The 26,402-nt window shown below is 64.1% G+C and carries 21 protein-coding genes and 2 rRNA genes; all 23 read right to left on the bottom strand.

From position 1 onward, the window contains the following. Positions 1 to 57: 57 nt before the first annotated feature. The 23 genes from OH799_RS30325 to thrC all read right to left on the bottom strand — a co-directional run bounded on the left by OH799_RS30325 (position 58) and on the right by thrC (position 26,384). Positions 58 to 3,195, bottom strand: a 23S ribosomal RNA gene (locus OH799_RS30325). A 336-nt stretch (positions 3,196 to 3,531) separates the two neighbouring features. Beyond that, positions 3,532 to 5,050: ribosomal RNA gene (locus OH799_RS30320) — 16S ribosomal RNA — on the bottom strand. Together the 16S and 23S rRNA genes form the textbook arrangement of a ribosomal RNA operon. Positions 5,051 to 5,536: 486 nt before the next feature. Then, positions 5,537 to 6,796 carry a UDP-N-acetylglucosamine 1-carboxyvinyltransferase gene (murA, locus tag OH799_RS30315; protein ID WP_357265753.1) on the bottom strand — a complete coding sequence of 420 codons (1,260 nt, stop codon included), beginning with the start codon at positions 6,794 to 6,796 and terminating at the stop codon, positions 5,537 to 5,539. 216 nt (positions 6,797 to 7,012) lie between these two features. After that, on the bottom strand, positions 7,013 to 7,594 hold the full coding sequence (locus tag OH799_RS30310) for a cob(I)yrinic acid a,c-diamide adenosyltransferase (RefSeq protein WP_406271144.1): 582 nt from the start codon (positions 7,592 to 7,594) through the stop codon (positions 7,013 to 7,015). Between the two features lie 94 nt (positions 7,595 to 7,688). Then, the gene (locus OH799_RS30305) at positions 7,689 to 8,111 is read right to left on the bottom strand and encodes a DUF2550 domain-containing protein (RefSeq protein ID WP_357265757.1); all 423 of its coding nucleotides are present in this window, start codon (positions 8,109 to 8,111) and stop codon (positions 7,689 to 7,691) included. 300 nt (positions 8,112 to 8,411) lie between these two features. Next, a complete protein-coding gene (locus OH799_RS30300) occupies positions 8,412 to 8,789 on the bottom strand; it encodes a F0F1 ATP synthase subunit epsilon (RefSeq protein WP_406271140.1) in 378 nt (125 codons plus the stop codon). A 6-nt stretch (positions 8,790 to 8,795) separates the two neighbouring features. After that, the gene (gene atpD, locus OH799_RS30295; protein ID WP_357265761.1) at positions 8,796 to 10,244 is read right to left on the bottom strand and encodes a F0F1 ATP synthase subunit beta; all 1,449 of its coding nucleotides are present in this window, start codon (positions 10,242 to 10,244) and stop codon (positions 8,796 to 8,798) included. Positions 10,245 to 10,338: 94 nt separating this feature from the next. After that, positions 10,339 to 11,310, bottom strand: a complete 972-nt coding sequence (locus OH799_RS30290) for a F0F1 ATP synthase subunit gamma (RefSeq protein ID WP_406271136.1) — start codon at positions 11,308 to 11,310, stop codon at positions 10,339 to 10,341. 131 nt (positions 11,311 to 11,441) lie between these two features. Beyond that, on the bottom strand, positions 11,442 to 13,076 hold the full coding sequence (gene atpA, locus OH799_RS30285; RefSeq protein WP_406271132.1) for a F0F1 ATP synthase subunit alpha: 1,635 nt from the start codon (positions 13,074 to 13,076) through the stop codon (positions 11,442 to 11,444). 54 nt (positions 13,077 to 13,130) lie between these two features. After that, on the bottom strand, positions 13,131 to 13,940 hold the full coding sequence (locus tag OH799_RS30280; protein WP_406271129.1) for a F0F1 ATP synthase subunit delta: 810 nt from the start codon (positions 13,938 to 13,940) through the stop codon (positions 13,131 to 13,133). Between the two features lie 97 nt (positions 13,941 to 14,037). Further along, entirely contained in the window at positions 14,038 to 14,598 is a 561-nt protein-coding gene (locus OH799_RS30275; protein WP_357265769.1) for a F0F1 ATP synthase subunit B, read from the bottom strand. 5 nt (positions 14,599 to 14,603) lie between these two features. Next, positions 14,604 to 14,852 carry an ATP synthase F0 subunit C gene (locus OH799_RS30270; RefSeq protein WP_327113151.1) on the bottom strand — a complete coding sequence of 83 codons (249 nt, stop codon included), beginning with the start codon at positions 14,850 to 14,852 and terminating at the stop codon, positions 14,604 to 14,606. A 79-nt stretch (positions 14,853 to 14,931) separates the two neighbouring features. Continuing rightward, positions 14,932 to 15,780 carry a F0F1 ATP synthase subunit A gene (gene atpB / locus OH799_RS30265; protein WP_406271124.1) on the bottom strand — a complete coding sequence of 283 codons (849 nt, stop codon included), beginning with the start codon at positions 15,778 to 15,780 and terminating at the stop codon, positions 14,932 to 14,934. 251 nt (positions 15,781 to 16,031) lie between these two features. Then, positions 16,032 to 16,487, bottom strand: a complete 456-nt coding sequence (locus OH799_RS30260; protein WP_406271121.1) for a hypothetical protein — start codon at positions 16,485 to 16,487, stop codon at positions 16,032 to 16,034. Between the two features lie 88 nt (positions 16,488 to 16,575). Continuing rightward, positions 16,576 to 17,733, bottom strand: coding sequence for a glycosyltransferase family 4 protein (locus OH799_RS30255; RefSeq protein ID WP_406271118.1), 1,158 nt, complete (start codon positions 17,731 to 17,733; stop codon positions 16,576 to 16,578). Between the two features lie 16 nt (positions 17,734 to 17,749). Beyond that, on the bottom strand, positions 17,750 to 18,427 hold the full coding sequence (locus OH799_RS30250) for an L-threonylcarbamoyladenylate synthase (protein ID WP_406282735.1): 678 nt from the start codon (positions 18,425 to 18,427) through the stop codon (positions 17,750 to 17,752). Positions 18,428 to 18,885: 458 nt separating this feature from the next. Further along, positions 18,886 to 19,809, bottom strand: coding sequence for a peptide chain release factor N(5)-glutamine methyltransferase (gene prmC, locus OH799_RS30245; protein ID WP_406271115.1), 924 nt, complete (start codon positions 19,807 to 19,809; stop codon positions 18,886 to 18,888). Positions 19,810 to 19,834: 25 nt separating this feature from the next. Then, complete coding sequence (gene prfA / locus OH799_RS30240; protein ID WP_406271112.1) at positions 19,835 to 20,905, bottom strand: peptide chain release factor 1; 1,071 nt, start codon at positions 20,903 to 20,905, stop codon at positions 19,835 to 19,837. 81 nt (positions 20,906 to 20,986) lie between these two features. Further along, entirely contained in the window at positions 20,987 to 21,217 is a 231-nt protein-coding gene (gene rpmE, locus OH799_RS30235; protein ID WP_062982643.1) for a 50S ribosomal protein L31, read from the bottom strand. A 367-nt stretch (positions 21,218 to 21,584) separates the two neighbouring features. After that, the gene (locus tag OH799_RS30230; protein WP_406271109.1) at positions 21,585 to 21,812 is read right to left on the bottom strand and encodes a hypothetical protein; all 228 of its coding nucleotides are present in this window, start codon (positions 21,810 to 21,812) and stop codon (positions 21,585 to 21,587) included. A gap of 34 nt (positions 21,813 to 21,846) precedes the next feature. After that, positions 21,847 to 23,943, bottom strand: coding sequence for a transcription termination factor Rho (rho, locus tag OH799_RS30225; RefSeq protein WP_406271106.1), 2,097 nt, complete (start codon positions 23,941 to 23,943; stop codon positions 21,847 to 21,849). A 328-nt stretch (positions 23,944 to 24,271) separates the two neighbouring features. Then, on the bottom strand, positions 24,272 to 25,237 hold the full coding sequence (thrB, locus tag OH799_RS30220) for a homoserine kinase (RefSeq protein ID WP_406271103.1): 966 nt from the start codon (positions 25,235 to 25,237) through the stop codon (positions 24,272 to 24,274). Between the two features lie 25 nt (positions 25,238 to 25,262). Beyond that, positions 25,263 to 26,384, bottom strand: coding sequence for a threonine synthase (thrC, locus tag OH799_RS30215; protein ID WP_406282732.1), 1,122 nt, complete (start codon positions 26,382 to 26,384; stop codon positions 25,263 to 25,265). Positions 26,385 to 26,402 lie beyond the last annotated feature (18 nt).

The following is a 26,402-nucleotide window of genomic DNA, read 5'->3' as shown; positions in this document are numbered from 1 at the left end:
GTGGTGTTGTGTTTGTGTGTTGTTTCAGATACTGCACAGTGGACGCGTAGCTTCTTTGTTGGTAAGTCCTCGGCCTATTAGTACCAGTCACCTCCACACGTTGCCGTGCTTCCAGTTCTGGCCTATCAACCCTATGGTCTGTAGGGGGCCTTAACCACTCGATGGTGGTGAGAAACCTCATCTTGGAACAGGCTTCCCGCTTAGATGCTTTCAGCGGTTATCCCTTCCGAACGTAGCTAACCAGCGGTGCCCTTGGCAGGACAACTGGCACACCAGAGGTTCGTCCGTCCCGGTCCTCTCGTACTAGGGACAGCCTTCCTCAAGTTTCTGACGCGCGCGGCGGATAGAGACCGAACTGTCTCACGACGTTCTAAACCCAGCTCGCGTGCCGCTTTAATGGGCGAACAGCCCAACCCTTGGGACCTACTCCAGCCCCAGGATGCGACGAGCCGACATCGAGGTGCCAAACCATCCCGTCGATATGGACTCTTGGGGAAGATCAGCCTGTTATCCCCGGGGTACCTTTTATCCGTTGAGCGACACCGCTTCCACTTGCCGGTGCCGGATCACTAGTCCCGACTTTCGTCCCTGCTCGACATGTCTGTCTCACAGTCAAGCTCCCTTGTGCACTTGCACTCGACACCTGATTGCCAACCAGGCTGAGGGAACCTTTGGGCGCCTCCGTTACATTTTAGGAGGCAACCGCCCCAGTTAAACTACCCACCAGGCACTGTCCCTGAACCAGATCATGGTCCGAGGTTAGAAGTCCAATACGATCAGAGTGGTATTTCAACGATGACTCCACGAACACTGGCGTGCCCGCTTCGTAGTCTCCCACCTATCCTACACAAACCGTACCGAACACCAATACCAAGCTATAGTGAAGGTCCCGGGGTCTTTTCGTCCTGCCGCGCGTAACGAGCATCTTTACTCGTAATGCAATTTCGCCGAGTCTGTGGTTGAGACAGCAGAGAAGTCGTTACGCCATTCGTGCAGGTCGGAACTTACCCGACAAGGAATTTCGCTACCTTAGGATGGTTATAGTTACCACCGCCGTTTACCGGGGCTTAAATTCTCAGCTTCGCACCCCGAAGGGCGCTAACCGGTCCTCTTAACCTTCCGGCACCGGGCAGGCGTCAGTCCGTATACATCGTCTTACGACTTCGCACGGACCTGTGTTTTTAGTAAACAGTCGCTTCTCTCTGGTCTCTGCGACCACACCCAGCTCGGACCGCGAGGGTCGTCACCAGACGTGGTCCCCCTTCTCCCGAAGTTACGGGGGCATTTTGCCGAGTTCCTTAACCACAGTTCTCTCGATCGCCTCGGTATTCTCTACCTGACCACCTGTGTCGGTTTGGGGTACGGGCCGTGTATCAACTCACTAGAGGCTTTTCTCGGCAGCATAGGATCACTGAATTCACCTCAATCGGCTACGCATCACCTCTCAGGCACGTGTTGTGCGGATTTGCCTACACAACGCCCTACAGGCTTACACCAGTACAACCACTGACTGGCCCAGCTACCTTCCTGCGTCACCCCATCGCTTGACTACTACCAGCCGGGGTCGTGTGCAGCCCCTCACTCGAGACCCGAAGGTCTTCTCGGAGGTTTTGGACACTTAGCACAACTGATTCATCATGGGCGCGGATACACGGGTACGGGAATATCAACCCGTTGTCCATCGACTACGCCTGTCGGCCTCGCCTTAGGTCCCGACTCACCCTGGGCGGATTAACCTGGCCCAGGAACCCTTGGTCATTCGGCGGACGAGTTTCTCACTCGTCTTTCGCTACTCATGCCTGCATTCTCACTCCCACACCCTCCACCACTGGATCACTCCGTGGCTTCCCTGGATGCAGGACGCTCCCCTACCCACCCGAACCACTGCACACCCAACCGGAGTCGGATGCGGATGTATTGTTCGAGTGCCGCGGCTTCGGCGGTGTACTTGAGCCCCGCTACATTGTCGGCGCAGGATCACTTGACCAGTGAGCTATTACGCACTCTTTCAAGGGTGGCTGCTTCTAAGCCAACCTCCTGGTTGTCTTCGCGACCCCACATCCTTTTCCACTTAGTACACGCTTAGGGGCCTTAGCCGGCGATCTGGGCTGTTTCCCTCTCGACTACGAAGCTTATCCCCCGCAGTCTCACTGCCACGCTCTCACACACCGGCATTCGGAGTTTGGCTGATTTCGGTAAGCTTGTAGGCCCCCTAGACCATCCAGTAGCTCTACCTCCGGCGTGAAACACGTGACGCTGCACCTAAATGCATTTCGGGGAGAACCAGCTATCACGGAGTTTGATTGGCCTTTCACCCCTACCCACAACTCATCCCCTCAGTTTTCAACCTAAGTGGGTTCGGGCCTCCACGACGTCTTACCGTCGCTTCACCCTGGCCATGGGTAGATCACTCCGCTTCGGGTCTAGAACACGCGACTGGAACGCCCTATTCGGACTCGCTTTCGCTACGGCTACCCCACACGGGTTAACCTCGCCACATGCCACTAACTCGCAGGCTCATTCTTCAAAAGGCACGCCATCACCCCCGGCAGACTCAACTGCCCAAAGGCTTTGACGGATTGTAAGCGCACGGTTTCAGGTACTATTTCACTCCCCTCCCGGGGTACTTTTCACCTTTCCCTCACGGTACTAGTCCGCTATCGGTCACCAGGGAGTATTCAGGCTTACCGGGTGGTCCCGGCAGATTCACAGCAGATTTCACGGGCCCGCTGCTACTCGGGCACCCACTACAACAGGGCACGTGTTTTCGTCTACGGGACTCTCACCCTCTACGACAGGCCGTTCCAGACCACTTCGACTAACACGAACCTTTCTGACTGTTGCTCGCCACGGCAGTGACAAGAAAGTGAGCCCCACAACACCACACGGACAACCCCTGCCGGGTATCACATCCGCATGGTTTAGCCTCATCCGCTTTCGCTCGCCACTACTCACGGAATCACAATTGTTTTCTCTTCCTGCGGGTACTGAGATGTTTCACTTCCCCGCGTTCCCTCCACACACCCTATATATTCAGGTGCGGGTAACACGACATCACTCGTGCTGGGTTTCCCCATTCGGACATCCTCGGATCTCAGCTCGGTTGACAGCTCCCCGAGGCTTATCGCAGCCTCCTACGTCCTTCATCGGCTCCTGGTGCCAAGGCATCCACCGTACGCTCTTAAACACTTACAAACAAAGATGCTCGCGTCCACTGTGCAGTTCTCAAACAACACACCCGACTCGAACGAACCCACCACCACGACCACCCCGAAGAGTGCGGTCTGCGTAGCATCCGAACCGGATCATGTATTCGCCTAGAAAGAAACACTCGCGTGTTCTCTCAGGACCCAACAGTGTGTCGATATATCCCACCGCCAACCAGTCACGAAACCAGTTGATACCGCGGAGGAAAGCGTCAGCGTTCCACCCATGAGCATCCGCAGTCCCACAGACGAGGACTCAACGGTCTCTGGCACCAGCGTTTACCATCCCCGACTCTTCGGGGTGCCGTGCAGAAGTGCTCCTTAGAAAGGAGGTGATCCAGCCGCACCTTCCGGTACGGCTACCTTGTTACGACTTCGTCCCAATCGCCAATCCCACCTTCGACGGCTCCCTCCCACAAGGGGTTAGGCCACCGGCTTCGGGTGTTACCGACTTTCATGACGTGACGGGCGGTGTGTACAAGGCCCGGGAACGTATTCACCGCAGCGTTGCTGATCTGCGATTACTAGCGACTCCAACTTCACGGGGTCGAGTTGCAGACCCCGATCCGAACTGAGACCGGCTTTAAGGGATTCGCTCCACCTCACGGTCTCGCAGCCCTCTGTACCGGCCATTGTAGCATGTGTGAAGCCCTGGACATAAGGGGCATGATGACTTGACGTCGTCCCCACCTTCCTCCGAGTTGACCCCGGCAGTCTCTCACGAGTCCCCGCCATTACGCGCTGGCAACATAAGATAAGGGTTGCGCTCGTTGCGGGACTTAACCCAACATCTCACGACACGAGCTGACGACAGCCATGCACCACCTGTACACCGACCACAAGGGGGCCTACATCTCTGCAGGTTTCCGGTGTATGTCAAACCCAGGTAAGGTTCTTCGCGTTGCATCGAATTAATCCACATGCTCCGCCGCTTGTGCGGGCCCCCGTCAATTCCTTTGAGTTTTAGCCTTGCGGCCGTACTCCCCAGGCGGGGTACTTAATGCGTTAGCTACGGCACGGATCCCGTGGAAGGAAACCCACACCTAGTACCCACCGTTTACGGCGTGGACTACCAGGGTATCTAATCCTGTTCGCTACCCACGCTTTCGCTTCTCAGCGTCAGTTACTTCCCAGAGACCCGCCTTCGCCACCGGTGTTCCTCCTGATATCTGCGCATTTCACCGCTACACCAGGAATTCCAGTCTCCCCTGAAGTACTCAAGTCTGCCCGTATCGCCTGCAAGCTCACAGTTGAGCTGTGAGTTTTCACAGACGACGCGACAAACCGCCTACAAGCTCTTTACGCCCAGTAATTCCGGACAACGCTCGCACCCTACGTATTACCGCGGCTGCTGGCACGTAGTTGGCCGGTGCTTCTTCTACAGGTACCGTCAGTTTCCCTTCGTCCCTGTCGAAAGAGGTTTACAACCCGAAGGCCGTCATCCCTCACGCGGCGTCGCTGCATCAGGCTTTCGCCCATTGTGCAATATTCCCCACTGCTGCCTCCCGTAGGAGTCTGGGCCGTGTCTCAGTCCCAGTGTGGCCGGTCACCCTCTCAGGTCGGCTACCCGTCGTCGCCTTGGTGAGCCGTTACCCCACCAACAAGCTGATAGGCCGCGGGCCCATCTCGCACCGATAAATCTTTCCACCCACCAGCATGCACCAGCAGGTCCTATCCGGTATTAGACCCAGTTTCCCAGGCTTATCCCGAAGTACGAGGCAGATCACCCACGTGTTACTCACCCGTTCGCCGCTCGTGTACCCCGAAGGGCCTTACCGCTCGACTTGCATGTGTTAAGCACGCCGCCAGCGTTCGTCCTGAGCCAGGATCAAACTCTCCGTTGAAGACTCACAACCACACCCCCGAAGAGGTGCAATCAGAAGTATGAACCAGAGTCCGAAAACCCAGCAAAACAAAACGCCAACAAAATGTTGACTAAAATGTCCAACCTTCCAACCGGGGGGAAAGAAAGGCCGGAACCAATATAAAAATTGGCACTGACATTCATCGACACACTATTGAGTTCTCAAAGAACACACGCACACACCATCACCCGGATTTCAAACCCGATTGATCAGTGAGGCAACCTACCCAGCTTAGCTCAACCCGATCACCCGAACAAAATCAGGATCCCGCTCGAACCAGTGTGAACGCCAGGCGCTCCTCGTCCTACCTCGTTTCCCTAGCCTCTCGCTCAGCGTCTCCGCTTAGCTTCTCGGCCCCGGGTCGGTGTCCGTGTCGCTCTGACCTGGATAAAGTTACGTGTCTGTGTGAACGATGTCAAATCGCCTGGTCAGGAAGCATTTTCGGAAAGCGCCGCGCACTCGGGATCAACCCGCCGCACCGACACGCTCGACCTGCCCGCCCAATGACTGCAACTGCTCGACGAAATTCGGGTAGCCGCGATCGATATGGAAGACATCGTGCACTTCCGTGGTTCCGTCGGCGACCAGACCGGCGAGGACCAGACCGGCGCCGGCCCGGATATCGGACGACCACACCGGCGCGCTCGACAACCGAGGAATACCGCGCACCACCGCGTGGTGCCCATCGGTCCGGGCGTCGGCGCCGAGCCGGATCATCTCCTCCACGAACCGGAAACGCGCCTCGAAGATGTTCTCGGTGATCATCGAGGTGCCGTCGGCGATGGCCGCCAATCCGATCGCCATCGGCTGGAGGTCGGTCGGGAAACCGGGGAACGGCAGCGTCGAGAAGTTCACCGCGCGCGGGCGCTCAGCCTGGATCACACGGAACCCGTCCTGCTCGAACGAGATCCGCGCACCCGCGGAACGCAACTTGTCCAGCACCAGCGAAAGATGCTTGGGGTTCACCCCGGTCACGCGTACGTCGCCCATCGTCATCGCCGCGGCGATCCCCCAGGTCGCGGCCACGATGCGGTCGCCGATTACGCGGTGGGTCGTCGGCGCGAGCCGCTCGACGCCCTGGATGGTGAGCACCGAGGTGCCCGCGCCACTGATCCGCGCGCCCATCTGGACGAGCATGTGGCACAGATCAACGATGTCGGGTTCGCGCGCGGCGTTGTCGATCACCGTTTCCCCCTCGGCGAGCACCGCCGCCATGAGGATGTTCTCGGTCGCGCCGACGGAGGGGAAATCCAGCCGGATTTTGGCACCCTGCAGTTCATCGGCGCGCGCGACCACGCAGCCGTGCTCGATCTCGCTGGTCGCGCCGAGCAACCGCAGTCCCGCCTGATGCATGTCGAGCGGGCGCGAACCGATCGCGTCACCGCCGGGAAGTGCGACGACGGCGCGCTTGCACCGCGCCATCAGCGGACCGAGCACACACACCGACGCGCGGAACTGGGTGACCGCTGGGAAATCCGCGTGGTACTTCGGCTCGGCGGGAGTGGTGATGGTGACCACCCCGCCGTCGATCCCGACGTCACAGCCGAGACCGCGCAACACGTCGCCCATCAGCGGCACATCGAGGATGTCCGGGCAGTTCGTGATCGTGGTGGTGCCCTCGGCCAGCAACGCAGCGGCCATCAGCTTGAGGACGCTGTTCTTGGCGCCCCCCACTGTGACCTCACCGACGAGTCTATTCCCGCCAGTAACCAAAAACCGTTCCATGCCGCCTCTCCGCGTATTCGGCGCACTGTTGGTGCAAGGATAGTTGCGGCGGCCCGCTGTGGCGCCACCTCTTCGCGACTCCCCTCGCCTCTCCGCATTATTTGCCGAGCGGCAGGTGTCGCGAGGTGGGCATTTTTGCGGGCGACGGTTCGATCCCGTCACATTTCCGGCATGCCCGGTGAGTTGTTCGTGTACTCGCGTGTCCTCACCACACGATCAGGTGCTCGTCCGGTCCCCGCCAGGCTTCCACAGGATATCGCCGCCGGGATTCGCCACTCGGCTCAGGATGAACAGCAGGTCGGACAGGCGATTGAGGTACTTGGCCGGCAGAACGCTGGTGTCCTCCTGGTGCGCTTCGATCGCGGCCCATGCGGAACGTTCCGCGCGGCGAGCCACGGTGCGCGCCGTGTGCAGCAGTGCCGCAAGCGGCGTCCCGCCGGGCAGAATGAACGAATTCAGCGTTGGCAGTCCCGCATTGAACTCGTCACACCAAGCTTCGAGACGATCGACGTACGGCTGGGTGACGCGCAGTGGCGGGTATTTCGGCTCCGCCACCATCGGTGTGGAGAGGTCCGCGCCCGCGTCGAACAGATCATTCTGTATCTGCCGCAGCACCGCGAGCATCGCCTCATCCGGCTGCCCGAGTGCGATCGCCACACCGATGGCGGCGTTCGTCTCGTCGCAGTCCGCGTAGGCGACCAAGCGCGCTTCGGTCTTGGCGACCCTGGAGAAGTCGCTCAAACCCGTGGTCCCGTCATCGCCGGTCCGCGTATAGATCCGCGTCAAATGCACACTCACGACTGCACCTCGCCGGCGATCGGCTCAGTCATGACCGAGCGACGACGCTCGGCTGTGCCTGTTGTTCGCTCGCTCACAAGACAACCTTATGCGCTCAGAGACCAGGCATCCGGCGGGTGCGGTCGGAGGGGCGGGATTCCACCCAGGAAAGAAAAGCAGTCAAGGAGTCGCGGTCGAGGGCCAACTCGAAGCCGCCAGCCGGATCCGACACCGTGATCACCGCGATGTCGTCGGTCATGATGTCGTATTCGTCGCCGCGTGGACCGCGGCGGTCACCGATTTCGACGCCCTGGCGCCGAATCGTGGAATCCGGACCGAGTCTGAGGCTGGTGAGCTTGAAGAAGACGAGCCGGTCCTCGTCGTAACGGATCAACCCATGCCGCCAACCTTGACCACCGCTAGCAGGCAGCACCCGCAGAATCGCGGCAGTTCCACCGCGACGCAGCATGATCAGGCGATAGCTCGAGGCAAGTGCGAGGAAAACGAGCGTCAGCACCAGAATGATCAGGAGAACCATCCCGGTCTGCAATGCAGTTCGTCCTTTCGCTCCGCCGCTGTGTCATCGACACGGTATTCGATTGGCATCGTTCGCAGGCCCTTCGTGGTTACGCAGCCTGCCGCCTCCGAGCCTGATGCTCACACCGCGTGCGGTCATTCAACCACGGCCCCGAGTTTACAAATGGCCCGGCCGTGTCCGAGCGTTGCGCGATCCGACAGTGCCTCGGCGAGCGCGCTCTCCGTGCGTCTACAAAGACGCTGTCGGCGGTGAAGAAATCTTCACCGCCGACAGCCGTCGTGCTCATTGACAGGTTGTTGCTTACGCGGTCGCGTTCTGCTCGACCGCGCGCACCCGGGCCTGAGCGGCCCTCTGCTGCTCTTGGCTGGCCTCCGAGTCGGCCAGCACCCGGCGGGCCGCCTCGACATCCACCTCGTCGGCGAACTCCGCGGACTCGGCCAGAACCCGGACCGAGCTCGCGGTCACCGAGAAGAAGCCACCGTGCACCGCGGCGACGATCCGCTCACCGTCGGTGTCCACGATGGCGACGGTGCCGCCCTCGACCAACTGGCCGAGCAGCGGCTCGTGCCCCGGCATGATGCCGATCTGGCCCTCGGTGGTCTGCGCGCTGACGAAGGACGCCTGGCCCGACCAGAGCAGTCGCTCGACGGCGACGAGATCAACTGACATTTCCGCCATCGATGACTACTTTCCGGCGATCTTCTTCGCGGCCGCCTCGACGTCGTCGAGACCACCGCAGCTGTTGAACGCCTGCTCCGGGAAGTGGTCGAACTCGCCCTTGCAGACACGGTCGAAGTCGTCGATGGTCTGCTCCAGCGGCACGACCGAGCCCACCTGCCCGGTGAACTTTTCGGCCACGATGAAGTTCTGGCCGAGGAACTTCTCCAGACGACGGGCGCGGCCCACGAGGACCTTGTCCTCCTCGGAGAGCTCGTCCATACCGAGGATGGCGATGATGTCCTGCAGCTCCTTGTACTTCTGCAGGATCCGCTTCACCTCGTTGGCGACCGCGAAGTGCCGATCGCCGACGATCGAGGCCTCCAGGATGCGGGAGGTCGAGGTCAGCGGGTCGACGGCCGGGTAGATGCCCTTCTGCGAGATCGGGCGGGAGAGCTCGGTCGTCGCGTCCAAGTGGGCGAAGGTGGTCGCCGGCGCCGGGTCGGTGTAGTCGTCGGCGGGCACGTAGATGGCCTGCAGCGAGGTGATGGACCGACCACGGGTCGAGGTGATGCGCTCCTGCAGCTCACCCATCTCGTCGGCCAGCGTCGGCTGGTAACCGACGGCCGAGGGCATGCGGCCGAGCAGGGTCGACACCTCGGAACCGGCCTGTGTGAACCGGAAGATATTGTCGATGAACAGCAGCACGTCCTGGTGCTGCACGTCGCGGAAGTACTCGGCCATGGTCAGGGCCGAGAGGGCGACGCGCATACGCGTGCCCGGCGGCTCGTCCATCTGGCCGAAGACCAGGGCGGTGTCCGGGAGGACGCCCATCTCTTCCATCTCCAGCCGGAGATCGGTGCCTTCACGGGTGCGCTCGCCGACGCCGGCGAACACGGAGGTGCCGGAGAATTCCCGCGCAATACGGGTGATCATCTCCTGGATCAGAACGGTCTTACCGACACCGGCGCCACCGAACAGACCGATCTTGCCACCCTTCACATAGGGGGTGAGCAGGTCGATGACCTTGATGCCCGTCTCCAGGATCTCGGTCTTGCCCTCGAGCTGGTCGAACGACGGCGGCTTGCGGTGGATGCCCCACTGCTCGCCGTCACGGCCGAGGCCAGGAGTGTCCAGACAGTCGCCGAGGGCGTTGAAGACGTGGCCCTTGACGACGTCACCGACCGGCACCGAGATCGGCTTGCCGGTGTCGGTGACCGTGGCGCCACGGACCAGGCCGTCGGTCGGCTGCATCGAGATGGTGCGCACGATGTTGTCGCCGAGGTGCTGGGCGACCTCGAGGGTCAGTGTCTTGGCCACCGAGGTCAACGTGATCTCGGCGTGCAGAGCGTTGAACAGCTCGGGGATGGCTCCCCGCGGGAACTCGACGTCCACGACGGGGCCGATGACCCGGACGACGCGGCCTGCGGCGGCGCCCGTCCGGCTCGTGTTGTCTCGAGTAACAGCTGCGGTCATTGGTTGGTTCTCTTCCGTGTCGATTGGCGGCATTCGCGGGGCACTTCGTGGTTACGCACGCTTCCGCCTCCGTACCCGTCTCATGCCGCGGCGCTTAGTCGCGGTCCGAGCTCGACGCCAGCGCGTTCACGCCGCCGACGATTTCGCTGATTTCCTGCGTGATCTGGGCCTGACGCACCGAGTTGGCCTGGCGTGTGAGCACACTGGCCAGTTCGTTGGCGTTGTCGGTGGCGGCCTTCATTGCGGTGCGCCGAGCCGCGGACTCGGATGCCGCTGCCTCGAGCAACGACGCGTAGATACGCGTATTGACGTACTTCGGCAGCAGCGCCGCCAGCAGTACATCGGCGTCGGGCTCGAATTCGTACTGGGCGTGGACGTCCGCGGTCGCGGAATCCGAGAGGCTGTCCTCGCCCAAGTCGAAGTTCTCATCGACGAAGCTCACCTGGATCGGCGCAAGACGGCGCACCTCCGGGTTCTGGGTCAGCATCGACACGAAGCGGGTGTACACGATGTGCAGTTCGTCGACACCTGCGATGGTGCCCGTCCCGTTTGGTGCGGGAACCTCGCCGTCCGCACCGGCCATGAAGGCTTCCACCATGTGGTGGCAGGCGGCGGAAGCGTCGGTGTACTTCGGCTGCTGCGAGAACCCGGTCCAAGCCGACACGAACGGGCGATTGCGGAAGGTGTAGTAGGTCAGGCCTTTGTTGCCCATGACGTAGAGCACCGGCTCCTTGCCCTCATCCCGCAAGGTGGTCATCAACTCTTCGGCGCGTTTGAGCACGTTCGAGTTGTAGCCACCGCACATGCCGCTGTCGCTGGTGATCACCAGCACCGCGGCACGACGGGCGTTGGGTCGCTCGGTCAGCAGCGGGTGCGAGAGGTTCTTCGACGCACTCGCCAGCTCGCTGAGAACCTTCGTGATCTCCTCCGCGTACGGCTTCGCAGCCGCGACCCTCGCCTGGGCCTTGGAGATTCGCGAGGTCGCGATCAGCTCTTGGGCCTTGGTGATCTTCTTGATCGAATTCACACCACGAATGCGGGAACGCAATTCACGCAAGCTTGCCATCAGCGGTTCACACTCCCTTCCTTCGCGGCAGTAGATTGGCAGCATTCGCGGGGCACTTCGTGGCTACGGATGCTTCCGCCTCCGTGCCCGGCGCTCATGCCGCGGATCGAATAGCGCATTGCAGGCCCGCGTTACTTCTCGACGTGTTTGCGGGTCACCGACAGCGACTCGACCTCTTCGTGGTCGAGCTCACCGGCGTCCTCATCGACCACGCGACTGCCGTCGGAGGCGAGAAAGCCCTGCTTGAACTTGTCGGTCGCCGCCTTGATCGCGTCGGCCGCGTCACCGTCGAGCACCTTGCCGCCTGCGATGGACTTGAACGCGTCGGCCGCGGTGCGGTGCAGGTCTTCCAGCAGCTCGGTGCTGAACCGGCGGATGTCGGCGACCGGAACCGAGTCGTAGTAGCCGCCGTCGACCAGGTAGATCGACACGATCTGGTCCTCGACCGGGACCGGCGAGTACTGGTCCTGCTTGAGCAGCTCCACCCAGCGGGCGCCGCGCTCGAGCTGCGCCAGCGACGCGGCGTCGAGATCGGAGGCGAACGCGGAGAACGCCTCCAGCTCGCGATACTGGGCCATTTCCAGACGCAGCGATCCGGCGACCTTCTTCATGCCCTTGGTCTGAGCGGCGCCACCGACGCGGGAGACCGAGGTACCGACGTTGATCGCCGGACGGACACCCTTGTTGAACAGGTCGGACTCGAGGAAGACCTGGCCGTCGGTGATGGAGATGACATTGGTCGGAATGAACGCCGAGATGTCGTTGGCCTTCGTCTCGATGATCGGCAGACCGGTCATCGAGCCCGCACCCATCTCGTCGGACAGCTTCGCGCAACGCTCCAGAAGACGGGAGTGGAGGTAGAAGACGTCACCCGGGTACGCCTCGCGGCCCGGCGGGCGACGCAGCAGCAGCGAGATGGCGCGGTACGCCTCGGCCTGCTTGGTCAGGTCATCGAACACGATCAGGACGTGTTTGCCCTGGTACATCCAGTGCTGGCCGATAGCCGAACCGGTGTACGGAGCCAGCCACTTGAAGCCGGCGGAGTCCGACGCGGGGGCCGCGACGATGGTGGTGTACTCCATCGCGCCGTGCTGCTCCAGCGCGGTCTTGACGCCCGCGATGGTGGAACCCTTCTGACCGATCGCGACGTAGATGCAGCGCACCTGCTTATTCGAGTCGCCCGTCTCCCAGTTCGCCTTCTGCGCCAGGATGGCGTCGATGCAGACCGCGGTCTTGCCGGTCTTGCGGTCGCCGATGATCAGCTGGCGCTGGCCACGACCGATCGCGGTCAGGGCGTCGATGGCGGTAATGCCGGTGGCCAGCGGCTCCTCGACCGGCTGGCGCTCCAGCACAGTCGCGGCCTGCAGCTCGAGCACGCGCTGCTCTTCGGCCTCGATCTCGCCTAGACCGTCGATCGGCTGGCCGAGCGGGTTCACGACGCGGCCGAGGAACTTGTCGCCGACCGGAACCGAGAGCACGTCACCGGTCCGGCGAACCTCCTGGCCCTCCTCGATCTCGGCGAACTCGCCGAGGATGACCGCACCGATCGCACGGTCCTCGAGGTTCAGCGCGACGCCGAGCACGCCGCCAGGGAACTCGAGCAGCTCGTTGGCCATCGCCGAGGGCAGGCCGCTGACATGCGCGATGCCGTCGCTGGTATCGGTGACCACACCGACTTCTTCGATGGAGGTCTCGGGGGTGTAGCTCTGGGTGTAGCTCTCGATCGCGCTACGGATCTCGTCGGAGGAGATCGTCAGCTCCGCCATGTTCTTCCTGCTCTCGCTGTCTGGGTCTGGAATGTCGGGGGTGGTGAGCGCGCGCTAGGTCAGGGCCCGGCGCAGCTTTTCCAGTCGGCCGATGGCGCTGCCGTCGATCACATCGTCACCGATGTGCACGACGAGTCCGCTCAGCAAACTCGGGTCGACCTGGACGTGCACCGTGATCGCCCTGTCGTAGATGCGCCGCAGCGCCGTGGCCAGCCGCTCGCGCTGCCGCTGGGTGAGCGCGATCGCGGCGCGCACATGCGCGACGATCTGATCACGACGACCCGCTGCCAGGTCGGACAGTTCGTCGAAGGCGGCGCCGATGCTCGACCGCTGCCTGGTCACCACCTGCTCCGCCAGGGTCAGGGTGATGGGCTCCGTCTTGCCCGTCAGCAAACGCGCAACCAGATCGCGCTTGGCCGAGGCCGACTTCGCCCGATCCGACAGTGCCTGCTCCAACTCCGGGTTGTCGCTGATGATCCGGCCGAGCCGGAACAGCTCGTCCTCGACCGCGTCGAGCCGGCCGCTGTCGGCCGCCGACTCCAGCAACGCCTCCTGACCGAGCAGCACCAAAGTGTCGACCAGGTTCGAGGTGCGCGACCAGTTCTGGGCCACCGCAGTGGTCAGCACCGCCAGCGTGGCAGCGCTGACCTTGCCGCCGAAGACCCGCTCGCACAGCTCCGCGCGCACGGATCCCGGTACCGACACGTCCGCGAGCGCCACACGCAGCGAACGCTGGTCGTCCAGCACGGCGACAACGGCGAACAGTTCCGACCCCGTCGTGGCCGCAACACTGTCGCTTCCGGTCAGAGCGGCCCGAAGCGCCTCCCGGGACCGGGAGCTGGCCTCGCGGCTCGCTGCGTACATGCTTCTCACTTTCACTGTGTTGGATTCTGCCTTCCCGGGGCGGCCTCCGTGGTTACGCTCCGCTGCCGCCTCCGGCCGCTGACCCGCTCAGGCATCGCTACCTTCCGACCCCGATGCCTGCATCCGACTCGTCGAGTTCGTCGAGGAACCGCTCGATCGATGCCGCCTGCTTGGCTTCGTCCGAAACCGACTGCCCGATAATCTTTTCGGCCAGATCGACGGCCGTGCGGCCGACCTCGGAGCGCAGCTCGGTCAGGATCTGCTGGCGCTGGGCTTCCAGCTGGGTGTGGCCCGCGGCGACTATGCGGTCGCTTTCGGCCTGGGCCTCGGCGCGCATCTGCGCGAGGATCTGCTGGCCCTGGGTGCGCGCGTCCTCACGGATACGCGCGGCTTCGAGCCGGGCTTCGGCCAGCTGCTGCTGGTACTGCTGCAGGGTGAGCTGAGCTTCTTCCTGCGCGGCCTCGGCACGAGCGATGCCGCCCTCGATCTTGTCGGAGCGCTCATCGAGCGTCTTCATCAGACGCGGGACCACGTACTTGTAGAACAGGATCCCGATGATGATGACGCAGACGATCGACCAGACGATGTCATACGTTTCGGGGATGAGAGGATTCACTTCCTCTCCCTCCGCCGCCGCGAGCAAAGCTGACTCGTACATCGGAATCAGAAAATGAAGCCGGCGACGAGGCCGATCAGGGCCAGCGCCTCGGTGAACGCGATACCGAGGAACATATTGGTCCGGATGGTGCCCTGCAGCTCAGGCTGGCGAGCAATACCCTCGATCGCCTTGCCGACGACGATGCCGACGCCGATGCCGGGGCCGATCGCGGCAAGACCGTAGCCGATGGCACCGAAACCCTTGAACTTGTCGGGGGTCGTCGCGGCTTCCTGGGCCAGGTAAGCGAGGCTCATGAGTCTTCCATTCCCTTTCTGTTGCTCACCCGCCGGTCGGCGTGGTGTAGCAGGTTTCCGGTAGTTGTGGTCGGTCAGGTCAGTGAGCGTCGGCGTGCTGCGCGAGCCCGATGTAGACGGCGGTCAGCAACGCAAACACGTAAGCCTGCAGGAAGATGACCAACAGCTCGAACAGCGTGAACCCGAGCCCGGCGAGCAGTGAGAACGGCGAGAACACCTTCATCCACGCTGCGGCGTCGAACAGGAAGAACCAGGTCGCGCTGAAGAACAGCACCAGCATGATGTGGCCGGCCAGCATGTTCGCCATGAGTCGGACGGTCAGCGTGAACGGGCGCAGGATGAAGGTCGATACGAACTCGATCGGAATCAGCAACACATGCAACGCAGGGGGAACATTCGGAACGACGATGCTGCTGCGCATGTAGGTAAGGAATCCGTACTTCCGGATACCGATGTAGTTGAACGCCAAGTATGCGATGACGGCCAGCACCAGGGGCATGCCGATTCGGGCGTTCGACGAGATGTTCAACCCAGGAATGACGCCGGAGAAGTTCAGAAAGAGGACCGTGAAGAAGATCGTCGCTATCAGCGGGAAGAATTTGCGGCCCGATTCCTTACCCAATACCTCGTCGCAGATCTGCTCCTTGACGAAGACCAGGCCGATTTCCGCGACATTCTGCAGACCGCGCGGAACGATCCTGGGCGAGCGGAATGCCAGCGTCATGACCAGGACCAGGACGGCGGTCATCAGGATGCGAATCAGCATCAATCGATCGAGTTCGAACGGCGTACCCTCGAACAGCACAGCTGGAGGGAAGAAGTCGGTAAGCGACGGCGCGTGGAACTCGGCCGCCAGAGTGGTGACGCTCAGCGTTCTCTCCCGTGTTCGGGCCGCGGGTACGGTCATTCCCGCGGTTCGATCGGACATTGACGATCAAATTGGGTCGACTCAGGTCGGCTCGAAGTTCGTCAGCAGCTGTGCGGCGGTTTTGACTCCACCCGGCGTCTGTACGTGTGTCGGCGACATCGTCGACATGCAGAACCGGAACCCTCGGGGCCCGGCACGGCAGTAAGCATAGCGACACTCGAAGGGATCTGGGCGATCCCCCCTCGCTTGATTGCTTGCTTACCAAGACTTTACCAAGCTATCTACGACAGCGTGTAGGTGGGTGGGGTTTGTTACTCGCCGGTACCCGGCGAACCTTCCGTTTCGGTGGTCGTCACGTATGGAACCTTCTGGCGCAGAACGCCATACGTCTCCGCTCCCAGGACGATGACCAGGGCTCCGACCACCGTGAGGAACAGGGCGACCCGGTCGTAGAACTCGAACCGATTCAGGATCGCGATGACCACCAGGGCCACCAACACCTTGCCGACCCAGCTGGCCAGCATGACCAGCCCCGCGGTACTCGGTGGCAGCTTCGCGCCGAACAGTACGACGGCCGCGGTGGTCAGGATGAAGCCGCCGCCGATCGCGGCGCCGAGCAGCGCACCCCACACTCCGGACATCCCCGCGACCGCGGAGCCGAGCGCGACGGCCGAGACCACCAGGATGCCGAGCCCGATCAGGCCGTAGCGCAGCGCTGCCCGCAACGGCGCATCAGGTCCGGGGATGGGAGTGGGAGTGAAGCTCACGACATCACCTCGCTGGTGCTCGGCGCCGCCGTGCGCTCGGCACTCTGTGTTGATGGTTCGCTCGCAAGCTCGCTCACAGCCGTCGACTTTACCCGGACGGCGTCCGGTCGCCCGCGGGCTCCCCGCGCCGCAGCCCCGGAATCGCGGTGATGACGAGGGCGAAAACCAACCCGCCCGCCATCAGCAGAACGACCAGCCTGCGGTCCATCAGAGAGGTACCGACGGCGCCGAACGCGAGCACCCCGACCCACAAATAGATCAGCAGCACGACGCGACGGTGCGAGTGTCCGATCTGCAGCAAACGATGATGCAAGTGCATTTTGTCCGGAGTCGAGAAACTCACGCCCGCGCGCACCCGACGCACGATGGCCAGCAGCATGTCGAGCACCGGAATGAACATCACCGCACCCACCAGCAACAGCGGCGACAGCAGACCGACGATGTCGCGCGGCCCGTATCCCTGCAAGGGAATTCGACCGGATGCCCCGGTCGATACCGCGGCCAGCATCAGGCCGATCAACATCGAGCCGGAATCGCCCATGAAAATTCGCGCGGGCTGAAAATTATGCGGCAGAAATCCGAGGCAGGCGCCCGCCAGGGCGGCGGCGAGCAGCGACGGCGGATAGGTGTCGACCGATCCGCCCTGTTCGTTCATCAATCCGAGGCAGAACACGAAGACCGCGAGCGCTGCGATCAAGCCCAGGCCTGCCGCGAGACCGTCGAGGCCGTCGACGAAGTTCATGGCATTGATCAGGGTGACGGTGACCGCGACCGTGACCAGACCACCTTGCAACCCATCCAAGACCACCGTGGTGTTGCTGAACGGGTTGTAGATGACGTACCAGCCCAATCCCATCACGGCCATCACGCCTGCCGCGGTCACCTGCCCGGCGAACTTGGTGAGCGCATCCAGTCCCCAGCGGTCATCGACGATCCCGACGAGAACGATCAGCGTGCTCGCCACGAGCACCGCGATCGGGATGTTCGGCTTGTAATCGAAACCGCTCCGCAGCGCAGGTAGCTGGTGTGCGAACAGCACGGCTGCCACGACCCCGATGTACATCCCGACGCCGCCCATGCGAGGTATCGGCTTGACATGCACATCCCGATCGCGCGGCACGGCGACCGCGCCGAAGCCGATCGCCAGTACCCGGACTCCGCCGGTGGCCAGGAAGGTCACGACCGAGGAGATGAGGAGCACGACCAGCAGCTCACGAAGCGGAACGACAGCGCTCGAACCGATCATCCGAGGTTCGGCCCGATCATCCGAGCCGCTGCTGGGCCGCGGCGCCGGTCAGTGCCTCCGGCGGCATCCCGAGCACCTCGGCGATGTCGGCGATGGGGATCGCGCCCTCGCGCAGAATCCGTGGCTGGTCGGCGGTCAGATCGACGATGGTGGACGCGACGGCGTGCTCGGCGGGACCCCCATCGAGGTAGACGCCGACCAGCTCGCCGAGCTGGTCACGGGCCCCCGCCGCGGTGTGCGCCGGTGCCTGTCCGGACACGTTGGCGCTGGACACCGCGAGCGGCCCGACCTCGCGCAGCAGCTCCAGCGCGACCGAGTGCAGTGGCATCCGCAGCATCACTGTCCCCCGCGTGTCGCCGAGATCCCAGGCTAGCGAAGGAGCTTGCTGCACAACGAGACTCAGACCGCCGGGCCAGAACGCCCGGATCAACTCACGGGCCTGCGGGCGCACCGAGAACACCAGGCCGTCGATGGTGTGCCAGGAACCGACCAGAACGGGTACCGGCATGTCCCTGCCGCGGCGCTTGGCCGCCAACAGCGAGCTCACCGCGCTGGAATCGAACGCGTCGGCGGCCACGCCATACAGGGTGTCGGTGGGCAGCACGACCAACCGCCCGGACTTCAGGGCGCTGGTGGCTGCGGATAGTCCGGCGGCACGCGAGTCGGGATCCGCGCAGTCGTAGACGGTACTCACAGCACCCATCCTGGCATGCTGTACCGCCTCTCCGAGAATTCAGGCCGTACTAGTCGGGTAGCGCAGGATTTGCGTTCAGGTCCTGCGTCGGGTGCCGAGCAAGGTTTTGGGCGTGCCCGACGAGTTACCCATGTACTCACGAAATCAGTTGTCACTTCGGTATCAGCTGTCACGCTGGTATCGGCTGTGTCGGTACCGCTGCACACCCGGCGCAGGGGCTGCTCAGCTGGCACAAGGGGATGCACACTCAACGCAATGGGTGCGCCGCTCCGGCGTGGTTCGGAAGTGGCGGCCGCCGCTTCGACGATGGGCAGGCAAAGGGTGCCGTGGACGCGGCCGATACCCACGTGACAACTGGTTTCGTAAGTACATGGGTAACTCGTCGGGCACGCCCAGAAGTGAGACGGCACCAAACGCAGGACCTGAACGCAAATCATGCGTCACCCGACTGGTACGGCCTAAAGCCCGGAGAGGCGGGGGTGCCTGGATTCTCGGAGCGGCGGAGCAGTGCGAGTGGCGGCTACGAAGCGGGGTTTGCCTGCTAGGTCGAGGTGTTCGATGACATCGGCGAATGCGCCGGTGGCGGTGAGGAGGGCGGCTACCCCGGAGCCGTTGGTGTCATCGTGTTCGATGGCGGTGGCGCCGCCCGGGCGAAGGACCCGGGTGATGTTCGGGAGCATCGCGCGGATGACGTCCAGACCGTCCGGACCGCCGAACAGGGCGATATGTGGGTCGTGCTCGGCCACCTCGGGATCGAGGCGGGCACCATCCGGTATGTAGGGCGGATTGGATACCACGACGTCCACTCTGCCGTCGAAATCGGCGAGCAGCGCGGGATCGGTGACATCGTCGGCGTAGAGGGTGATCGGGGTGTCGCCGGCCGCGATGCGGTCGTCGGCGTTGCGCCGCGCCCACGGCAGCGCGGCGGGATCGAGTTCGATCGCATGCACGTCGGCGTCAGGGCGCGCGTGCGCGATGGCCAGCGCGAGCGCTCCGGACCCGGTGCACAGGTCGACGACGATCGGGGTGTGGTCGTGCGGCAGCGCCTCCAGCTGGGCCAGCGCCCAGGCGAACAGCAGTTCGGTCTCCGGGCGGGGCACGAAGACGCCGGGCCCGACCGCGAGATCGATCGCGCCCATCGCGGCCGTGCCGGTCAAGTGCTGCAACGGAATACGCTGCGCGCGGCGGGCAACCAGCTCGCCGTACTCCGCCAGCTGCTCCGGCGACACGAGCGGTGTCAGCGCCAGCCTGGTGCGCGCGACGCCGAGAACGTGCGCCGCCAGCTGCTCGGCGTCGGCCTGCGGGCTGTGCACACCCGCCGTCCGCAAGGTCTCGATGGCGTCGTTGATGGCGGGTCGCAGCGCGACTCGAGTCGTAGACATGACAACGACTCTGCCCGAAGCGGGTTTATTCCGCGGCCATACGCGCTTCGCGATCCGCTTTCCCCAAAGCATCCAGCAGCGCGTCCATGTCGCCATCGAGCACGGAGTCCAGGTTGTGCGCCTTGAAACCGATCCGATGATCGGTGATCCGGTTCTCCGGGAAGTTGTAGGTGCGAATCCGCTCGGAGCGGTCCACGGTGCGAATTTGGCTGGCCCGGCCCGCGGCCGCCTCCTGATCGGCCTGCTCTTCGGCCAGCGCTTGCAGCCTGGCCGCGAGCACCTGCATGGCGCGGGCCTTGTTCTGCAGCTGTGAACGCTCGTTCTGGCAAGTCACCACGATGCCCGACGGCAGATGGGTGATACGCACAGCGGAGTCGGTGGTGTTGACGCCTTGCCCGCCCTTGCCGGAGGAGCGGTAGACATCGATGCGCAGATCGGACTCGTCGATCTGCACCTCCTCGACCTCGTCGGGCTCCGGGTAGATCAGCACACCCGCCGCCGACGTGTGGATGCGCCCCTGCGACTCGGTCACCGGGACGCGCTGCACACGGTGCACGCCGCCCTCGAACTTGAATCGCGACCACACGCCGTCGCGCGCGGCATCGCGACTCTTGATCGACAGCGTCGCCTCTTTGTACCCACCCAGATCGGACAGGGTGACGTCGAGAATCTCGACCTTCCAGCCGTGTCGTTCGGCATAGCGAACGTACATGCGGGCCAGATCGGAGGCGAACAGCGCGGACTCCTCGCCGCCCTCACCGGACTTCACCTCGAGTACGACATCGTCACCGTCGTGCGGGTCGCGCGGGGCGAGCAGGTCGGCGAGCGTCAGCTCCAACTCCTCGACCTCTCGCGCCAAATCGGGAACCTCGGCGGCGAAGGCCGCATCATCTGCCGCGAGCTCCTGCGCGGCGGACAGATCGTCACGTGCCGCCTCCAGCTTGTTGTAGGTGGCCATGATCGGAGCCAACTCGGCGAACCGCTTGCCGACCCGACGCGCGGCGCCCGCATCGTTGTGCAGCGACGGATCGGCCAGCTGCGTCTCCAAGCCCGCGTACTCGGCCAGAATGTCGTCGATGGCGGACGGTTGCGTCACGGTGCTTCCTTCTCCTGAGACCTGTCCATACAAAACACCGACGCCCGGCCTGCACAGCAGGACCGGGCGTCGGCGAGGAAGCTACTTGGCGTCGGCTTTCTTGCCGGCACGCTTGCCGTAGCGCGCCTCGAAGCGGGCCACGCGCCCACCGGTGTCGAGGATCTTCTGCTTGCCGGTGTAGAACGGGTGGCACTGCGAGCAGACCTCGACGGTGATGTGTCCCGACTCCTTGGTGCTGCGAGTCTGGAAGGTGTTGCCGCAACCACATACGACCGTGGTCTCGACATACGCCGGGTGAATTCCTGCCTTCATGGATGTCCTCTCGGGTTTGGCCGCCGGGTCGCTCGAGCGCGGATTCGCCAGAACGTGAACCGGAACCGACTAGGCGGGAGGTCTGCTCGCCTGAGCAGACGCAACGACCGTTCAGTATGCCAGAAATGCCGTTACGCTCCCAAAACGCCTCGGGCACGTGGTTTGTTCCCGCCCCGGTGATCACCCGTCCTCGTCGCCTCTGGAAGCTCGGGCACGCGAATTGGCGGCGTGTCAGAAGCCCGAAGTCGGGTAGTGCGCTACTCAGGAACGCCAACAGTTGGATTCATCGAGCTGGCTGCGTGGTGATGCACACCGACGCGTGTGGACAGAAAGGAGAAACCGTGAACCTCCGAGTCGCTGCCGCAATTTACGTTCTACTGATTCTCGCTGTCGCGGTGGGGTGGTGTGCACACCCGGAAACCACGCACTCCGCGACGCCTGCGCACGCGGCGTACGTGGAAGTGGACGCATCGGACACCGACGTGACAGGCTCCGCGGTGACGATCAGCGCGATGGTCTTCGGTTGCTTGATCAGCGGTGCGGCCATGATCGGCGGCATGTTCTTCGGCCCGCGGACGCCGAAAGGGCCCCGCATGCGCGGGGCCCTTTCGGCGCAACAACTCGTGAACCTATTCGTCGAGCGCGCCCGGCGCGGTCTTGCTGACCGACATCAGGAACTCGAGGTTGTTCTTCGATTTCTTCAGGCGATCGATCAGCAGATCGATCGCCTGGTGCGAATCCAGGCCGGACAGTACACGGCGCAGCTTGTGCAGCACCGCCGCCTCGTCGGGGCTGAGCAGTAGCTCGTCCTTGCGGGTACCGGACGGGTTGACGTCCACCGCGGGGAACACCCTTCGCTCCGCGATCTTGCGGTCCAGCTTGAGCTCGGCGTTGCCGGTGCCCTTGAACTCCTCGAAGATCACTGTGTCACCGGTCGAACCGGTCTCCACCATGGCGGTGGCCATGATCGTCAGCGAGCCGCCGTTCTCGATGTTGCGCGCCGCGCCGAGGAACCGCTTGGGCGGGTACAGCGCGGTGGAATCGACACCACCGGACAGGATTCGCCCCGAGGCGGGCGAGGAGTTGTTGTATGCGCGACCCAGTCGGGTGATCGAATCGAGCAGCACCACGACATCCCTGCCCATCTCCACCAAGCGCTTGGCGCGCTCGATGGCGAGTTCGGCAACCGAGGTGTGGTCCGACGGCGGGCGGTCGAAAGTCGAGGCGATGACCTCGCCCTTCACCGAGCGCTGCATGTCGGTGACTTCTTCGGGACGCTCGTCGACCAGCACGACCATCAGGTAGCACTCGGGATTGTTCGTCGCGATCGCGTTCGCGATGTCCTGCATGATCGTCGTCTTACCCGCCTTCGGCGGCGAGACGATCAGCGCGCGCTGGCCCTTGCCGATCGGCATGATCAGGTCGATCACCCGAGTGGTCAGCTTGTTCTGCTGGGTCTCCAAGCGCAGCCGCTCGTTGGGGTACAGCGGGGTCAGCTTGCTGAAGTCGGGACGACGCCTGGCCGCCTCGACGTCGCCGCCATTGACCGTGTCGAGCCGCACCAGCGGATCGAACTTCTGCCGCTGATTGCTCTGCTCGCCGTCGCGCGGAGCCCGCACCGCCCCGGTGATCGCGTCACCACGGCGCAGGCCGTTCTTGCGGACCAGATTCATCGACACGTAGACGTCATTCGGCCCGGCCAGGTAACCCGAGGTGCGGACAAAGGCGTAATTGTCCAGCACATCGAGGATGCCCGCGACCGGCTGCAGCACGTCGTCTTCGCGGATCTCCAGCTCACGGGCCTCGCCGCCACCGCCACCGCCATCGCGATCACGTCCACGACGACGCTCACGGAAACGGCGTCCGCGCCGACCACGGCCGCCCTCCTCCTCGTCGCCGCCACGGTTGTCTCCGCCACGGCTGCCATCGCCGCGGCTACCGTTCTGATTCTGGCTGCGTTCACTCTGGCTGCGTTCACCCTGGCTGCGTTCACCCTGGCTGCGTTCACCCTGGCTGCGTTCACCCTGACCGCGTTCACCCTGACCGCGTTCACCCTGGCTGCGTTCACCCTGGCCGCGTTCACGACGACGCTCGCCGCCCTGTTCGGCCTCCTGTTTCGGCTCGTCACCACGCGCCTCGGCGTTCGTGGTCTCGCCGCCGGATCGCGCCTGGTCACGGCCGCGCCGCTGCCGGCCGCGACCACGCTGGCCGCCTTCGCGACCGGAATCCTCGGTGGTCTCGGCGGTCGACGATGCCTGCTCGGCCGCGTTCGCATTCGTGGAAGCGGGCGCCGACTCGGCGGGGGCCGCCTTCGCCGGGGCGGGAGTTTCGGTATCCGTGGCCGAAGCCGCCGGCGTCACGTCGAGGGTCGCCTGCACGGCCTTGACCGACGCCGACCGGGTGGCCGCCGACTCGGCGGGGGCATCGGCCTCGGTGGCAACCGCGGATTTGGCATCGCCCTTGGCGGGCTTTTCCACCTTCGCCGGCTTTCCGGCCTGATTTTCCTTGATGGCGGCGATCAAATCGCCCTTGCGCATTCCGGAGGTGCCTCGGATACCGAGCTCCCCCGCGAGCGCGCGCAACTGCGGCAACAACATTCCAGTCAGCCCCGATCGTGCGACGTCGGTTTTTTCGCTCATCTTCGAAATCTGTCCGGATTCACTTTCGCGGTCGCCCATCGGGTTGGATTCCACCCCGGGTGTCGCGAGCAGGTCCGTATCTGTCACGGAAATCCTTTCCTTCCCTCGATTGCCGTGTGCTGTTTCGAGGGTTCGTCCCGCAGCCCGGGCATTCTGCCGGACTCGGATGCGTCCGTCCGGGCGCTGTGTGCCGTATCACCTGCCCCGCCGGACCGGCGGCTTCTCCACCGATGGTGAAAGGTGGGGAGAGATCATTCCAGTTGCGCAGCTACGCAGCACCCCCATGGCCTGGAGGCTCGAGCCTGGAGCCTGCTGGAGCGATTGCCCTGATGAAGCACCGGCGTCTGATGCGCACGATGTACGGACTCGCTCAGGATAGCTGCCTATTGTGAATCTCGGCAAGGCGGACGCGCCATCAGTCGACCAGGACGCCCTCGGCGAGTCCCGGCTCCACCACGCGCAGGCCGTCCGCGGCCGCGAGTTCACGGAGCTCCGCCGGGAATTCGCTGGTCCCCAGGGCCAGGACAGTCGGTCCCGCGCCGGAGACGGTGGCTGCGATCCCCGCAGCGCGCAGGCGGGCGATCCAGGTGGTGGTCAGCGGTAGCGCGGGGGCACGCTGGGTCTGGTGCAGGCGGTCCGCGGTAGCTGGCATCAGCAGATCAGGCCGCTGGGTCAGCGCCACAACGGCGAGCGCGGCCCGGCTGACGTTGAACGCGGCGTCCCCATGCGGCACGACCTCGGGCAGCAGACCGCGGGTGTGTGCGGTGGACGAGCGCTCCTCGGGGATCAGCACGACCGGATGCAGCGTGGGATGCGGCTCGAGACGCACGGCGCGGTAGACCCGGCCGTGGTACTCCGCCACCGCAGCGCCCTCGCGTCCCAGGTCTGCGACGCGATCTGTCTCGGTCCACGACACGACGATTCCACCGAGCACGCTGGCCGCCGCGTTGTCCGGATGGCCCTCGAATTCCGAGGCGAGCTGCACCAATTGATCCACGGAGGTGGCCAACTCCGGGTCGAGTTTCGCCGCGAGGGCGCACCCGGCGGCCAAGCCGCCGACCACGGCGGACGCCGACGAACCGAGACCGCGCGAATGCGGAATCACGTTGCGGCATACTACATCGAGGCCATCGGCCCATACGCCCGCCGCTTCCAGTCCGCGCTCGATCGCACGGACCACGAGATGCGAAGGGCCCCATGGCACATCGTCGGCGCCTTCACCTTCGACCCGGATGGTGAGCCCCGAATCGGTGGTGCGCACCTCGATCTCGTCGTAGATCCCCAATGCCATACCTAGCGAATCGAACCCGGGACCGAGGTTCGCGGTAGACGCGGGCACCCGTGCGGTCACGGTGAGACCGACGGGCAGCGTAGCGCTCATCAGCTGACTGTCGTGCGAAGTCAACTCAGGCCAGCTCGAGCTCGGCAGCGACTGCGACCGGGTCGACCGGAATCGCCTGCACCTGCGGCATACCCGACAGCGCGGTGTCCGGGTCCTTGAGACCGTTGCCGGTCACGGTACACACCACAGTGAGACCGGAATCCAGCCAGCCCTCTTTGCGCGCGGCGAGCACGCCCGCCACGCCGGCCGCCGACGCGGGCTCGACGAACACACCCTCAGTGGCCGCGACCAGGCGATACGCCTCCAGGATCGCCTCGTCGGTGGCGGCACGGAAGGCACCGCCGGACTGCTCTTTGGCCGCCACCGCGCCGTTCCAGGAGGCGGGCGCGCCGATCCGGATGGCGGTCGCGATAGTCTCCGGGTCCTTCACCGGGGCACCGTTGACCAGCGGCGCGGCGCCCGCGGCCTGCACGCCGAGCATGCGAGGCAGCTGGGTGGTGACACCGTCGGTGTAGTACTCGCGGTAGCCGCGCCAGTACGCGGTGATGTTGCCCGCGTTCCCGACCGGGAGCGCGTGCACGTCGGGCGCCTTGCCGAGCACATCGCAGATCTCGAAGGACGCGGTCTTCTGGCCCTCGATGCGTGCCGGGTTCACCGAGTTCACCAAGCCGATACTGGGGAAGTCCGCGGTGACCTTGCGGGCGAGCTCGAGGCAATCGTCGAAGTTGCCCTGCACCTGGATGATCTTCGCGCCGAGCATGACGGCCTGGGCAAGCTTGCCCATCGCGATCTTTCCCTGCGGGATCAACACGGCACAGCTCATGCCAGCGCGCGTGGCGTACGCCGCCGCGGATGCCGAGGTGTTGCCGGTGGACGCGCACAGCACCGCCTGCTGGCCGCGGTACTTGGCGTCGGTCATCGCCATGGTCATGCCGCGGTCCTTGAACGAGCCGGTCGGGTTCAGGCCCTCGACCTTCAAGTAGACCTCGCACCCGGTCAGCTCGGACAGGTGTGGCGCGGGCACCAACGGCGTACCACCCTCGTACAGGGTGACCGGCTCCCAGTCGGCTGCGCCCGCGAGCCGGTCGCGGTAGGCCGCGATCAGCCCCGGCCAGCGGGAGTGCACCCCGGCCTGCGGCTCGACGCCAGTCGTACACCCACCCGTCTCCCGGCCACCGCCCCTCATGGCGTCGCTGCGCGACAC

It is taken from the genome of Nocardia sp. NBC_00881 (assembly GCF_045207455.1).
In the GTDB taxonomy this organism is placed as follows: domain Bacteria; phylum Actinomycetota; class Actinomycetes; order Mycobacteriales; family Mycobacteriaceae; genus Nocardia.
Note: the sequence above shows the minus strand (reverse complement) of the source record. Positions and strands in the feature narration are given on the sequence as shown.

Bases quoted from the DNA above. Each gene is read 5' to 3' on its own strand.
- thrC (WP_406282732.1), bottom strand. From the start codon at position 26,384: ATGAGGGGCGGTGGCCGGGAGACGGGTGGGTGTACGACTGGCGTCGAG.
- OH799_RS30275 (WP_357265769.1), bottom strand. From the start codon at position 14,598: ATGTACGAGTCAGCTTTGCTCGCGGCGGCGGAGGGAGAGGAAGTGAAT.
- atpA (WP_406271132.1), bottom strand. From the start codon at position 13,076: ATGGCGGAGCTGACGATCTCCTCCGACGAGATCCGTAGCGCGATCGAG.
- OH799_RS30305 (WP_357265757.1), bottom strand. From the start codon at position 8,111: ATGGTTCTCCTGATCATTCTGGTGCTGACGCTCGTTTTCCTCGCACTT.
- thrB (WP_406271103.1), bottom strand. From the start codon at position 25,237: ATGAGCGCTACGCTGCCCGTCGGTCTCACCGTGACCGCACGGGTGCCC.
- OH799_RS30280 (WP_406271129.1), bottom strand. From the start codon at position 13,940: ATGTACGCAGCGAGCCGCGAGGCCAGCTCCCGGTCCCGGGAGGCGCTT.
- OH799_RS30230 (WP_406271109.1), bottom strand. From the start codon at position 21,812: ATGCGGGGCCCTTTCGGCGTCCGCGGGCCGAAGAACATGCCGCCGATC.
- OH799_RS30300 (WP_406271140.1), bottom strand. From the start codon at position 8,789: ATGGCGGAAATGTCAGTTGATCTCGTCGCCGTCGAGCGACTGCTCTGG.
- prmC (WP_406271115.1), bottom strand. From the start codon at position 19,809: ATGTCTACGACTCGAGTCGCGCTGCGACCCGCCATCAACGACGCCATC.
- OH799_RS30290 (WP_406271136.1), bottom strand. From the start codon at position 11,310: ATGGCAAGCTTGCGTGAATTGCGTTCCCGCATTCGTGGTGTGAATTCG.
- rpmE (WP_062982643.1), bottom strand. From the start codon at position 21,217: ATGAAGGCAGGAATTCACCCGGCGTATGTCGAGACCACGGTCGTATGT.
- OH799_RS30270 (WP_327113151.1), bottom strand. From the start codon at position 14,852: ATGAGCCTCGCTTACCTGGCCCAGGAAGCCGCGACGACCCCCGACAAG.
- murA (WP_357265753.1), bottom strand. From the start codon at position 6,796: ATGGAACGGTTTTTGGTTACTGGCGGGAATAGACTCGTCGGTGAGGTC.
- OH799_RS30255 (WP_406271118.1), bottom strand. From the start codon at position 17,733: ATGATCGGTTCGAGCGCTGTCGTTCCGCTTCGTGAGCTGCTGGTCGTG.
- atpD (WP_357265761.1), bottom strand. From the start codon at position 10,244: ATGACCGCAGCTGTTACTCGAGACAACACGAGCCGGACGGGCGCCGCC.
- atpB (WP_406271124.1), bottom strand. From the start codon at position 15,780: ATGTCCGATCGAACCGCGGGAATGACCGTACCCGCGGCCCGAACACGG.